This window comes from Lentzea sp. NPDC051838 (assembly GCF_040681245.1).
In the GTDB taxonomy this organism is placed as follows: Bacteria; Actinomycetota; Actinomycetes; order Mycobacteriales; family Pseudonocardiaceae; genus Lentzea.
This window is the reverse complement of record NZ_JBFAYI010000003.1, coordinates 153,644-166,113: the sequence shown is the minus strand read 5'-3', so window position 1 is coordinate 166,113 and position 12,470 is coordinate 153,644. Positions and strand designations below refer to the sequence as shown.

The 12,470-nt window shown below is 67.7% G+C and carries 12 protein-coding genes; 8 read left to right on the top strand and 4 right to left on the bottom strand.

Translation table 11 applies throughout. From position 1 onward, the window contains the following. Positions 1 to 155: 155 nt before the first annotated feature. Positions 156 to 1,361 (bottom strand): DUF222 domain-containing protein, encoded by a 1,206-nt coding sequence (locus AB0M24_RS09690; RefSeq protein ID WP_363763447.1) that lies wholly within the window; start codon positions 1,359 to 1,361, stop codon positions 156 to 158. 406 nt (positions 1,362 to 1,767) lie between these two features. After that, the gene (locus AB0M24_RS09685) at positions 1,768 to 2,970 is read right to left on the bottom strand and encodes an amidohydrolase family protein (RefSeq protein WP_363763445.1); all 1,203 of its coding nucleotides are present in this window, start codon (positions 2,968 to 2,970) and stop codon (positions 1,768 to 1,770) included. 62 nt (positions 2,971 to 3,032) lie between these two features. On the opposite strand from AB0M24_RS09685, the gene AB0M24_RS09680 reads away from it, so the two are divergent. Continuing rightward, positions 3,033 to 3,524, top strand: coding sequence for a MarR family transcriptional regulator (locus AB0M24_RS09680; RefSeq protein ID WP_363763442.1), 492 nt, complete (start codon positions 3,033 to 3,035; stop codon positions 3,522 to 3,524). On the opposite strand, the gene AB0M24_RS09675 is transcribed toward AB0M24_RS09680, so the two are convergent. Further along, complete coding sequence (locus AB0M24_RS09675) at positions 3,511 to 3,870, bottom strand: hypothetical protein (protein ID WP_363763439.1); 360 nt, start codon at positions 3,868 to 3,870, stop codon at positions 3,511 to 3,513. The genes AB0M24_RS09680 and AB0M24_RS09675 overlap by 14 nt on opposite strands. Positions 3,871 to 4,148: 278 nt before the next feature. Between AB0M24_RS09675 and AB0M24_RS09670 the strand changes: the two genes are divergently transcribed. The 5 genes from AB0M24_RS09670 (at position 4,149) to AB0M24_RS09650 (ending at position 9,140) form a co-directional block, all read left to right on the top strand. Beyond that, a complete protein-coding gene (locus AB0M24_RS09670) occupies positions 4,149 to 5,855 on the top strand; it encodes a S8 family serine peptidase (RefSeq protein ID WP_363763437.1) in 1,707 nt (568 codons plus the stop codon). A 58-nt stretch (positions 5,856 to 5,913) separates the two neighbouring features. Continuing rightward, positions 5,914 to 6,816 carry a LysR family transcriptional regulator gene (locus tag AB0M24_RS09665; protein WP_363763434.1) on the top strand — a complete coding sequence of 301 codons (903 nt, stop codon included), beginning with the start codon at positions 5,914 to 5,916 and terminating at the stop codon, positions 6,814 to 6,816. A gap of 69 nt (positions 6,817 to 6,885) precedes the next feature. Then, positions 6,886 to 7,878 carry a putative sulfate exporter family transporter gene (locus tag AB0M24_RS09660; RefSeq protein ID WP_363763431.1) on the top strand — a complete coding sequence of 331 codons (993 nt, stop codon included), beginning with the start codon at positions 6,886 to 6,888 and terminating at the stop codon, positions 7,876 to 7,878. 10 nt (positions 7,879 to 7,888) lie between these two features. Beyond that, positions 7,889 to 8,413, top strand: a complete 525-nt coding sequence (locus AB0M24_RS09655) for a cysteine dioxygenase family protein (RefSeq protein ID WP_363763428.1) — start codon at positions 7,889 to 7,891, stop codon at positions 8,411 to 8,413. An 85-nt stretch (positions 8,414 to 8,498) separates the two neighbouring features. Further along, positions 8,499 to 9,140 (top strand): hypothetical protein, encoded by a 642-nt coding sequence (locus AB0M24_RS09650; RefSeq protein ID WP_363763425.1) that lies wholly within the window; start codon positions 8,499 to 8,501, stop codon positions 9,138 to 9,140. Here the strand turns inward: AB0M24_RS09650 and AB0M24_RS09645 are convergent. After that, entirely contained in the window at positions 9,124 to 9,741 is a 618-nt protein-coding gene (locus AB0M24_RS09645; RefSeq protein WP_363763422.1) for a TetR/AcrR family transcriptional regulator, read from the bottom strand. The two genes, AB0M24_RS09650 and AB0M24_RS09645, sit on opposite strands and share 17 nt — an antisense overlap. Positions 9,742 to 9,815: 74 nt before the next feature. Between AB0M24_RS09645 and cysD the strand changes: the two genes are divergently transcribed. Both cysD and cysC read left to right on the top strand, forming a co-directional pair. Continuing rightward, positions 9,816 to 10,703, top strand: a complete 888-nt coding sequence (gene cysD / locus AB0M24_RS09640) for a sulfate adenylyltransferase subunit CysD (RefSeq protein WP_363763419.1) — start codon at positions 9,816 to 9,818, stop codon at positions 10,701 to 10,703. Further along, complete coding sequence (cysC, locus tag AB0M24_RS09635) at positions 10,703 to 12,463, top strand: adenylyl-sulfate kinase (protein WP_363763416.1); 1,761 nt, start codon at positions 10,703 to 10,705, stop codon at positions 12,461 to 12,463. Before cysD ends, cysC begins: the two co-directional genes overlap by 1 nt. Positions 12,464 to 12,470 lie beyond the last annotated feature (7 nt).

Sequence of the window (12,470 nt, the reverse complement as noted above, 5' to 3'; positions counted from 1 at the left end):
CAATGGCCCGATTCTCAATAGCCCAGCCCCCAACGGCCCGCCCCGCAACGGCCCGATCCCAATCACCCGACTTCAATCCACCGGCCCTCAATCCACCGACTCTCAATCACCCGGCTCTCAATAGCCCGGCCTGCAGTTGCCGCTCGCCTGGCCGTTTAGGCGGCGGTGTGGAGCTGGTTGCGTCTGGGTTTTCGTTCTGGGTCCAGCCATGGCGGCGGATAGAACGTCGGGATGCCGTGGACGAGCTTCACTTCCCACTCGCTTTGATGGATCAGCGTGTGGTGGTGTCGGCAGAGCAGGACTGCGTTGTCGACCGAGGTGTCGCCGCCGTTGGCCCAGTACTGGATGTGGTGGGCATCGCAATGCCGGGGTGGTCTCGAGCAGCCCGGGAAGGCGCAGCCTCGGTCCCTCGCGACCAGGATTCGGCGGATTCCCGCTGGGAAGGTCCGGGTCTTGCGGCCGATGTCCATCGGCCGCGACTGGCCGCCCAGCACCAGCGGGATCACCCCGGCGTTGCAGGCGAGCTGGCGGACCTGGTCGGCCGGGATCCGCTCACCGTTGTCCAACAGGGCCTGGCCGGTCTGGTTGGCCAGGTCGTCGTAGCTCATCGTGAGAGTCAGGGTTACCGGCTCGCCACCGTGCTCCGGCAACTGGTCGGCGCGCACCATCAGATTGACCAGCTCCGCGAAGGCCTCGCCCTCACGTTCGGAACGGTCGCGCTGGTCCGGGCCTTCGCCGGTGTCCGGGCGGGGCTTGGCCAGCGGGGACAGGGCGGCCTCGTAGGCCGCGCCGATCACCTTGTCCAGCAGGGCGCGGATCTCCAGCATGCCGTCTTTGCGCCAGCGCTTGTGGTGCTGGTTGACCTGGCGCTCCGGCTGGGGCGCGGCGGGCTCGGGATCGTCCTGGTAGAGGCCGTAGGCCAGGCCCTTGCCGAAGTCACGCACGGCAAAAGGCTCGTGCTCACGGGCGAACTCCACCACGAGGTTCTCGGCCTCGGCGGGCAGGTGCTTCATCGCCTTGGCGATCTCCGCGACATGCGCGATCGACAACGCACCCTCGGCCGCAGCCTCGGCGGTCTCGGGAAGCTCAGGAGCCAGTTCACTGCCGGTCGGCGTGATCGTGCTGCTCAACAACGCGGCATTCGCGACCATCTGCCTGGCGGTGGTGCGGTCGCAGCGAATCGCATGCTGCAACACATACGCCACATCTTTGTAGCCAAGCTCGGGACCGGCCCCGCGCCGCTCCAACTCGGCGATTTCCTGCAACTGCAGAAACAACTCAGCCCGCATCCTCTTCTCCCGGCCGACGACACTGACCAGCAGCGCGTCAGTCGAGAGGAGTTGGACGGGAGTTTCGCTCACATGTTCGACTCTACTACAAGATCACGACCAGATAACGCCAAAAACAAAACACCATCGAGTGAACCGCACCAAGAAACACACCCCGCGAAGCCGAAGGCAAGCGGCGATGGCGAAGCCGAGCCGAATGAGAGCACAACAACGCGGGAAACCGGTAATAACCGCAGCCCGAACAACCCAACGGGACCACGCACGCGAAGCGATTGGGGCTTGACTTTGGGTGCGAGGTGCTACCCTTTCGGATCGGGCGGGTGCGGAGCATCCGACCTTTTCCGCCCGACACAGCGCCTCGCAAGGGACCCGAAGTCAAGCCCCAATCGCAATCGACGCGCCAGCGGCGATGACGAAACCAAAGCCCGTAAGGTTGCCCGCGCGCCCACCTACGCAAGGTGAGACGACGCACGGCGCGTCAGCGCCCCCGAAGACGCGCAGCCACGGTCCGCACGTCCTGTGCCACATCAGGCTTCTCCGCCTCCACCCCGGCAACGAACACGCGCTCGACGTTCCCAGGATGAGCAGCCGTCACCACCGCAGCAACAGGATCGGCGGCACCGAGCAGGTTGAGGTCATCAGCCCGCAACACCACCAGATCCGCGTACTTGCCGACGCCGAGCGACCCGACCCGGTCCGCCATTCCGATCGCCGAAGCGCCCTCGATCGTGGCCATCCGCAGCACATCGGCGGGCGTGACGTGCACGCCTTCGCTGACGTGCGCGGACATCAGCGCGGCCCGCATGAGCGAGAACATGTCCCCGGCCACCACCGTCACCGAGTCGACGCCGAGCCCGGTCGCGACACCCAACGCACGAGTACGTCGAATCATCGGCGCGCCGTGGCCCATCTCCGCTTCCAGCCCAGGCGCGATCGACACGCCCGCACCGGCTTCCGCGATCAGCTTCAGCTCGCTGTCGCTGAGTGCGTTGCCGTGCACGAAGGTCGTGTTCGCGTCGAGCAGTCCCCGGTCGTGCAGCAACGAGATCGGGTTCTCGGCACCGGCAACGTGGGTGAACACCCGCAACCCGAGCTCACGAGCCAACAACCAGTCGCTCTCCACCACACCAACATCCGAAAAGGACGGTCCGAGCGGCGCCAAGGCGACCGAGACGAGCCCGCCGCCCAACGAGACACCGCGCCGCACGTCGTCCGGCGAGCACGCGGGGCCGAAGACCGCCTGCCCGTACCCGAACATCGCCCGCACGCCCGACTCCCGCAGCCCCTGCACTGCAGCAACGGCGTGCGAGAACGTCGGCGCGAACGAGTAGTCCTGCACGGTCGTGATCCCGGAAGCCAGGCACTCCAACGCACCCGCCACAGTGCCGATCCGCAGCTCGTCCGGCGTCACCACGGACTGCAACGGCCGCAACACCTTCTCCAGGTACTCGCCCAACGACATGTCGGCACTGAACGACCGCAACAACATCTGCCACAGGTGCCTATGCGTGTCCACGAACCCCGGCAGCACGATCCGGTCCGTGCAGTCGATCACCCGAGGAGCCCGCAACCCCTTCCCCACGCCGGCAACGAGCCCGTCCCGCACCAGCACGTCGGCTCCCGGCAGCACTGCCATCGGGTCGGTGTCGATCACCAGGGCGTTGCGCAACACGAAGTCCATCAGATTCCCCTCACCTGAAAGCTTTCTTAAAAGCTATCACGGTGTGCAATAGGCTCTGACCTGTGACGGATCGCGTGGAACAACTGCTGACGGTGTGGCGCGCGGAGCTCCCGGAGGCCCTCGTCAAGAGTTCCGAGCTCAGCAAGCGCGTGATGGTCCTGTCCGGCCTGCTGGGCGAGGCCACGCGCGCCACCGTGACCCGCTTCGACCTGACCGGCGCCGACTTCGACGTCCTGGCCGCCCTGCGCCGCAGCGGCACGCCCTACCGCCTCAAGGCCAACGAGCTCAGCCGGTCGCTGCTGCTCTCCACCGGCGGCACGAGCAACGTGGTGAATCGCCTGGTCAGCCGCGGCCTGGTCGAGCGGGAGCCGGACCAGACCGACGGCCGCAGCACCTACGTGCGCCTCACCGACACCGGCACCACCCTCGCCGAAGAGGTCGTGATCGCGAACAGCAAGGCGCACGACGAGGTGCTGTCCGCGATCCCCGCCGACCTCCTCGACAACGCGACGGCCGCCCTGCGCGCACTGGCGGAGTACCTCAAGCAGGCGTGACGGTCCAGCGGTAGATCGGGTCGTCAGAAGGCTCGAACAGGCCGTACAACGAGTTCGGCACGGCCCGGCTGCCGGTCAGCACGGCACCGGGAGCAGCGGCTTCGGTCGTGAGCATGACCCCACCGGACGCCGGCACGAACTTCCAGCGCTGCGAAGGATCCGCAGAATCGCACGCGCGCAGCAGCGCGTAGTTCCCCGCGCCCGACATGCACTGTCCGGTTTGGACGTTCCGCAGCAACGCCCCGTCACGCGCCCACCGCTGCGCACGAGCACCCGACGGCGCCGCCACCCCCAGGTGAGAAGAAGACACCTCGATCACCGCGTCCACCGCAGCACTCTTGATCACTACTTCGCCTGAACAAGGCACGGCCAGCTGAGCCAACAGAACCAGAGACGTCACAACAGTCATGTCAGCCGGTTCTACGCAGGCCCGAACGACACCGGAATGTCATTTGGGGCAGACAGGATCACCACACGCCTGACGTGCGACGTTCGACGTGAGCCGAACAGAGCATTTCTGAAACCGCGCGTCCCGAATGCGTCCTGACCTCCTCTAAAGCCACGACGGGCCCCTGCACCCGCGCGACGTGCGCGGGCATCGCCCGCTAAGGAGTTGGAGGAATCGTGTTCCTGGGTTCACGATCACGCCTGCGCGCCGCGGTCATCGTCGCGGCCGTCGGCGCCGGAGTGCTGACGGCGGCGACCCCTGCCGTGGCCGCCGGCACGCGCGCTTATCTGGTCATCACCGCGCCGAACGACACCGCAGGCGCCAAGACGGCCATCGCGAGCAACGCGGGCACGGTGTTCAACAGCTTCGACGCGATCGGTGTCGTCGTCGCCCACTCGGCCGCCACCGACTTCGCGAGCAAGATGCGGACTGTCAGCGGTGTGCAGAAGGTGGGCGCGACGCGCACGTCGGACGTTCCGGCTGAGGCGGCCAACCCGGCGATCCCGTCTCCGGCGACGCAGACTCCGCAGACGATGACCGAGTCCGTACAGGCGGACATGGCCCAGATCGGCGCCGACAAGGCGTGGGCGATCAACCAGGGCTCGCCGAACGTCACGGTCGGCATCCTGGACACCGGCGTCGACGACCTGCACCAGGACCTCAAGGCGAACTTCGACGCCGCCAACTCCGCGTCCTGTGCCTACGGCAAGCTCGACACCCGTGCCGGCGCGTGGCGGGATGTCGACCAGCACGGCACGCACGTCGCGGGCACGGTCGCGGCCGCCAAGAACAACACGGGCGTGGTCGGTGTGGCGCCTGGCGTGAAGATCGCCGCGGTGCGCGTCGCCGAGCCCGGGAAGTCGCTCTTCTTCGCCGAGAACACCATCTGCGCCATGGTCTTCGCCGGCGACCGCGGGTTCGCGGTGACCAACAACAGCTACTACACCGATCCGTGGCTGTTCGCCTGCCCCGACAACGCCGACCAGGACGCGATCCTGGAGGGTGTCAAGCGGGCCGTGGCCTACGCCGAGGGCAAGGGTGTGTTGAACGTCGCCGCGGCAGGCAACGAGAACTACAACCTCGCGAACAAGACCCGGGACACCACGAGCCCCAACGACTCGACTCCGGTGCAGCGCAACGTCACCAACGCCTGCCTGAGCCTGCCCACCGAGCTGCCGGGCATCGTCACCGTCTCGGCGATCACCACCGCCAACCGCAAGTCGTCGTACTCCAACTACGGCACCGACAAGATCAGCGTCGCAGCCCCTGGCGACGCTGTGTGGTCGACCATCCCCGGTGGCAAGTACGACGACTTCCAGGGCACGTCGATGGCCTCCCCGCACGTCGCGGGCGTCGCCGCGCTGCTCAAGTCGACCAACCCCACGGCCACCCCTGCCCAGCTGCGTCAGCTGCTGGCCACCCAGGCCGACGACCTGAGCTGCACCGACACCCGTTGCTCCGGCACCACGGCGAAGAACAACTTCTTCGGCGAGGGCCGCGTCGACGCTCTCGCGGCGGTCGGCAGCGAGCCCCCGCCCGGCACGTCGTTCGAGAACGCCGCCGACGTGAACATCCCGGACAACGGCGCGGCGGTGACCAGCTCGATCACGGTCTCCGGCGTCACGGGCAACGCCCCGGCCACGCTCAAGGTCGCGGTCGACATCATCCACACCTACCGCGGTGACCTGGTCGTCGACCTGGTCGCCCCGGACGGCTCGGTGTACTCGCTGAGCAACAAGTCGGGCGGCAGCGCGGACAACATCCAGCAGACCTTCACCGTCAACGCCTCCAGCGAGGTCGCGAACGGCGTCTGGAAGCTGCGTGTCCAGGACGTGGCGGCCCAGGACGTCGGCTACATCAACTCCTGGAAGCTGACCTTCTAGGAAACATCCGATCAGCGGCCCCTTCGCCGGGGCCGCTGATCGGGCTTATCGTGCGAAAGTGCTCGATACCCGTCAGCTAGAGGTGTTCGCGACCGTCGCCAGGACCGGCTCGTTCAGCGCGGCCGCCCGGGAGCTGCACTGCACCCAGCCGGCGATCAGCCAGCAGATGCGCGCGCTGGAACGCCAGGTCGGCGGCCCCTTGTTCGTCCGCACAGGCCGTGGCCTGAACCTCACCGAAGCCGGTCGCATCCTCGCCGAACGCGGCTCCGAGCTGCTCGATCAGCTCGCCGCGACCCACCAGCAGGTCAGCGCGATCGCCAACCACGACATCGGCACGATCCGCATCTGCGCCTTCCCCAGCGCCAACGTCTCCGTCGTGCCCTACGCGGCCGCGATCCTCGCCAAGGAACGTCCCCAGCTGCGGCTCGAGCTGGTCGAGAAGGAACCGCCGGACTCGTTCGCGCTGTTGCGCAGGGGCACGGTCGACATGGTGATCAGCTTCAACTACCGCGGCGAACCCCTGGACGAAGCGGCGATCGCGGGCATGCTGCGGGTGCCGTTGCTGAAGGAGCCGCTCGCGTTGCTCCTGCCCGCAGGCCATCGCCTCGCCGGACGGGAGAAGGTCTCGCTGGCCGAGGTCTCGGACGAGCGGTGGATCGCCGGCTGCCCCCGCTGCCAGGGTGCTCTCCAACGGGCCTGCGCCGAGGCCGGGTTCACGCCGGACGTCACCTGCTCGACCGACGACAACCTCGCGATCCAGAGCCTGGTCACCGCGGGGCTCGGCGTCGCGCTCGTGCCCAGGCTGCTGCTCTCGTACCTGAAACACCCCGGCCTGACCGCCGTCGAGGTGGAGTCCCAGGCCGAACGCGAGACCGCGCTGTACACGTGGCCCGACCTGATCCGCCTCCCGCTGATGCGCGCGACGGTCGACGCGATGGTGACCGCAGCCTCGAGGGCATAACGCAGGCTTATACGCCCCCAAGCAACCACCATCTTCTGCGCATAGCTCGCAAGAGTGATGGTTGCTCACATGGGCAGCGTCAAGACCACCGCGCGCGTCGACTCACCGGTACCCGGCCTCGTGCTGGTCGCGGCCGGTGTCGCGGTCGCGATGGTCGTGACGTGGCTGCTGCCCTCGGTCAGCGCGCTGACGGCGGCGGTGCTGCTCGGCGCGGTCGTGGCCAACGTGGTGAAGCTCCCCGTGGCGTTCGGTCCCGGCATCAAGCTGGCCGGACGACGGCTGCTGCGCCTCGGGATCGTGCTGCTCGGGCTGAAGCTCGTGTTCCGCGACGTGCTCGCGCTCGGCTACGAGGTGCTGGTGCTGGCGGCTGTCGCCGTGGTGGTCACGTTCGTCGTGACGCGCTGGCTCGGCCGCGTGCTCGGCGTCGGCGAGGGACTGTCGTTGCTGATCGCGACCGGGTTCTCGATCTGCGGTGCCTCGGCCGTGGCGGCGATGAACGGCGTGCGTGAACAGGACGAGCAGGACGTCGCCAAGGCGCTCGGCCTGGTCACGTTGTTCGGCACGGTCGCGATGTTCGCGCTGCCCGCGCTGCACCCGTTCACCGGACTGTCCCCCGCTGCTTACGGCGTGTGGGCGGGCGGAAGCGTGCACGAGGTCGCCCAGGTCGTCGCCGCCGCCGGACCCGTCACCGGCGCGCTGGCGATCGCGGTCGCCGTGAAGCTGACCAGGGTCGTGTTGCTGGCGCCGATGCTCGCCGCGGTGAGCATCGCCGAGCGCCGCAAGTTCCCCGCTGCGGGCAAGCGTCCGCCGATCGTGCCGTTGTTCGTCGTGGGGTTCCTCTTGGCCGCCGCCTTGCGCGCCACCGAACTCCTGCCTCAGACCTTGCTGTCCACGGCGACGTTCGTGGACAACCTGCTGCTGGCCGCGGGCATGTTCGCCCTCGGCACGGCCGTGAACCTGCGTTCTCTCGTCCGCTCCGGACTTCCCGCGCTGACGCTGGGCCTGCTGTCCACCGTCCTCATCAGCGTCGTGGCACTGATCGGAGCCTTTGTGATCATGTAGAGGAGCCACCATGCCTCGCTTGCTCTCCCCCACCGCCGCGCTGCTCGTCGGCGCGATCCGCACCGCCGTGACCGCGGGCGGTGACGACGCCGCCGTCGCTCGCAGGGTCTCCAAGGCACTCACCCGCCACCTCGCGGATCCGTCGCTGCTGGACGCCGAGCACCGCGAACCCGACCCCACCGCGTACCGCCAGCACGTCCTGCACGTCGAACCCGACGGCAGTTTCTCCGTCGTCGCGCTGGTGTGGTTGCCAGGTCAGGAGACTTGTATTCACGACCACGTGTCATGGTGCGTCGTCGGCACGTACGTGGGCGAAGAAGAAGAGACGACGTACCGGCTCGCGGGTGATCACCTCGTTCCGTTGCGGTTCAATCGCACTCCGCAAGGTGTGGCGTCGTACCTGGTGCCGCCGGGCGACATTCACAAGGTGTGCAACAACTCCAGCGCGGTCGCGATCTCGATTCACGTCTACGGCGCGGACATCGGCGTGCTCGGCACCAGCATCCGGCGGCGGTACGACCTCCCGGTCAAGTGATCGAAGATTGCGAACTGGGTGCCATTTGGAGCAATTTCCGCATCCTGAGGTAACCCAGGCACACGACCGCAGCGATAGCACCGACGTGGAACATCCCGACCTGTGGGCGATCGCCTTGGAGGCCCTCGAAGAGCACGAACGCCCAGAGGTGCGGGCCTGGCTGGCCGGAGTGGTCATCCAGCCCGGCCAGACCGAGCGTCTCGCCAGGGGCGAGCGCGATGTGGTGTTCCTGCTGCCCAAGAGGATGGTGCTGGTGCGGCCCGACCCGTACTGGGTCGGCTCGTACGCGAAGGACCGGGTGACGAGCATTCTGATCGTCGCCGGTCACGTGCAGTTCGAGGTGACGAACGACGACAGCTTCGAGTTCTGGGTCGACACCGAGGAGACCCCGGTCAAGCCCTTCCGCGAGGAGGCGGAGGCCTGGCTGCGGCCGACCACGAGCGGACCGGGGCTGGGGTTCTTCGCGCTCAGCCTGGTGCTGATCATCTCGCTGCTGCTGGCGTTCGCGCCGCTGTTCGAGTCCGAGAACGACCAGCTCAGCACCAACTCGACCTGCGACGACTTCCTCTCGGCAGGTGTGGACGCCCAGATCGACCTGCTGAAACGGCTCTTCTGGCAGGCAGGGCAGCCGGAGGAGACGGACGACCCGGCCACGCTCGCCACCTCCCGCCGTGCCTGCGGGGACAACGGCACGGCCACGGTGGACTCGCTCATCGGCGGGAAATGACGCCCCGCTCGATCGCGCCGGTGGCGAACTCGATGAGGTGCGCGGGCTTGACCCTGTTGGTCCGCGCGCCCTGGAGCAACAGGTCGTCGGCGAGCCCGATCAGCGAGTCCCACACCCAGTGCGGCAGCGCCGGGTCGTCGAGGAGGGTCTGACCGGACGCTTCGGCGGTCTCGTTCAACGCTTTGGCGAGCGCCTTGATGGTCTTGCGGTAGTCCTGCGCGGATCCGGCGACCTCCTTGCCCCTGCGGCCGCCGGAGAGCACCTTCGCCTCCCACTGTGCCGCTGACCGGCCGAACCGGCGCCAGAGCTCGGTGACCAGGGGCTCGATCTCCTTGAGCACACTCGCGATGCCGAGGCCGCGATCCACGGTGTCCAGCGTGTGCTGCAGCTCGTCGAGGCGGCGTTCCATCAGGGCCGCGAAGACGTCCTCCTTGCCGGAGAAGTACTGGTACACGGTGCCGGAGCTGACGCCGGCGCCGACCGCGATGGCGCGCATGGTCAGGCCCGCGTAGCCCTGCTCCTCGAGGATCTGTTCGGCCGACTGCAGGATGTCCCGCCTGCGGCCTTCCGCGTCACCCCACGCCGTCTGCTCTGTGCTCACGGTTCCAGATCCTACGTTGAACAACGTTCAAAACACTATTGAACGTTGTTCAGTTCTGTTGCTACCTTCGGTGCGTGGACCACCTGGACACGTTGGAAGCCGACAGCATCGACATCTTCCGCGAGGCCGTGGCGGAGAGTGAACGACCGGTCCTGCTGTACTCGATCGGCAAGGACAGCTCGGTCCTGCTCCACCTGGCGCGCAAGGCCTTCTACCCCTCCAAGCCGCCGTTCCCGTTGCTGCACGTGGACACCACGTGGAAGTTCCGGGAGATGATCGCTTTCCGGGACGCGACGGCTGCTTCTCTCGGGCTGGAGCTGATCGTCCACCGCAACCCGGAGTGCGTGGCGCTCGGCATCAACCCGTTCGACCACGGTTCGGCGCGGCACACCGACCTCTGGAAGACCCAGGGGTTGCGGCAGGCGTTGGACGAGGGCCGGTTCGACCTCGCGTTCGGCGGGGCACGGCGGGACGAGGAAGCCTCTCGTGCCAAGGAAAGGGTGTTCTCGTTCCGCACCGCGCAGCACCGGTGGGATCCGAAGAACCAGCGGCCGGAGCTGTGGCGGCTCTACAACACACGGGTCGCGCCCGGCGAGAGCATCCGGGTGTTCCCGCTGTCGAACTGGACCGAGCTCGACGTGTGGCGGTACGTCGAACGCGAACAGATTCCCGTTGTGCCGCTGTACTTCGCGGCGCAACGGCCGGTGGTGGACCGCGACGGCCTGCTGATCATGGTGGACGACGACCGCATGCCGTTGTCGTCGCCACCACGTTCCGAACTCGTCCGGTTCCGGACGCTGGGGTGCTATCCGCTGACCGGGGCGGTGCGCAGCGAGGCGCGAACGGTCTCGGAGATCGTCGAGGAGATGCGGGCCGCGACCACGTCCGAGCGGCAGGGGCGGCTGATCGACCACGACCAGAGCGGCTCGATGGAGCGCAAGAAGCAGGAGGGGTACTTCTGATGGAGCTCCAGGAATCCTTACTGCGGTTCATCACCTGCGGCAGCGTGGACGACGGCAAGAGCACGCTGATCGGACGCCTGCTGTACGAGTCGAAGTTGTTGTACGCGGACCATCTGGCTGCGCTGGAGGCCGATTCCAGGCGGGTCGGCACTCGGGGTGGTGACCTCGACTTCGCCCTGCTGGTGGACGGATTGGCCGCCGAGCGCGAGCAGGGCATCACCATCGATGTGGCTTATCGGTACTTCGCCACGGAGGCGCGGCGGTTCATCGTCGCGGACACTCCGGGGCACGAGCAGTACACGCGCAACATGGTGACCGGGGCGTCCACGGCTGACGCGGCGGTGCTTCTGCTCGATGCGCGCAAGGGTGTGCTCAGCCAGACGCGACGGCATGCGCGGATCGTGTCGTTGCTGGGGATTCGGCACGTCGCTGTCGCGGTGAACAAGCTCGATCTCCTGGGGTACTCGCGAGAGGCGTTCGAGAAGATCCAAGCCGAGTTCCCCGACGGCACGTGCATACCGATGTCGGCGACCGAAGGCGTCAACGTGGTCGGCCGAAGCGAACTCACGCCTTGGTACGACGGACCGACCCTGCTGCAGTGGCTGGAGTCCGTGGTCGTCTCTTCCGAGGTCGACGGCCCGTCGCGGTTCCTCGTGCAGTGGGTGAACCGGCCGGACGCGTCGTTCCGCGGCTTCTCCGGACGGGTGCTGCGCGGTGTTCTGCGCCAGGGCGACGAGGTGTGCGTCGGCGGTCGATCCTCCACTGTGGAGCGGATCGTCACCATGGACGGCGATTTGACTGAAGCACCAAAGGGATCGTCCGTCACCGTGGTGCTCGCCGACGACGTGGACGCGAGTCGTGGCGACGTGCTGGCGGCGGCAACGGAACCGCCAGGTGTGGCCGATGCGTTCCAGGCCGATCTCGTCTGGCTGAACGAGAACGGCTTGCTGCCCGGCCGCCAGTACCTGGCCAAGATCGGTGCGCGAACCGTCGGGTTCACGGCGACCAAGCCGTTGCAGCTCAACGAGATCGGCACCGACAGCGTGCACTTCGAGGCACCCGTGCCGTTCGAGAGCTACCGCGTGAACCGCGACCTGGGCTCGTTCGTGGTGCTCGACCGGCTGACCAACGCCACGGTCGGCGCCGGGATGATCGACCACGCGCTGCGGCCGGCGAACCTCCGCTGGCAAGCGCTGACCGTCGACAAGCAGGCGCGGATCGAGCGCAACGGGCACCGGCCGTGCGTGGTGTGGCTGACCGGGCTGTCCGGCGCGGGCAAGTCCACGATCGCCGACCTGGTCGAGAAGTCGCTGCACGCGGCCGGCCGGCACACGTTCCTGCTGGACGGCGACAACGTGCGGCACGGGCTGAACAAGGACCTCGGGTTCTCCGACGCCGACCGCGTCGAGAACATCCGCCGCATCGCCGAGGTGGCCTCCCTGATGGTCGACGCGGGGCTGATCGTGCTGGTCTCGTTCATCTCGCCGTTCCGCGCCGAACGGGCGCTGGCCCGCGAGCTGGTGGCCGAGAACGAGTTCTGCGAGGTCTTCGTCGACACCCCTCTGGACGTGGCCGAACAGCGCGACCCCAAAGGTCTGTACGCGCGGGCCAGGCGGGGTGAGCTGCCGAACTTCACCGGCATCTCGTCCCCCTACGAACCACCGGAGAACCCCGAGATCAGGCTCGACACCACCGCGTTGAGCCCGGCGGAGGCAGCCGAGGCCGTGGTGGCCCGGCTGCGTGCGCTCGGCGTCTGTTGAACGTTGT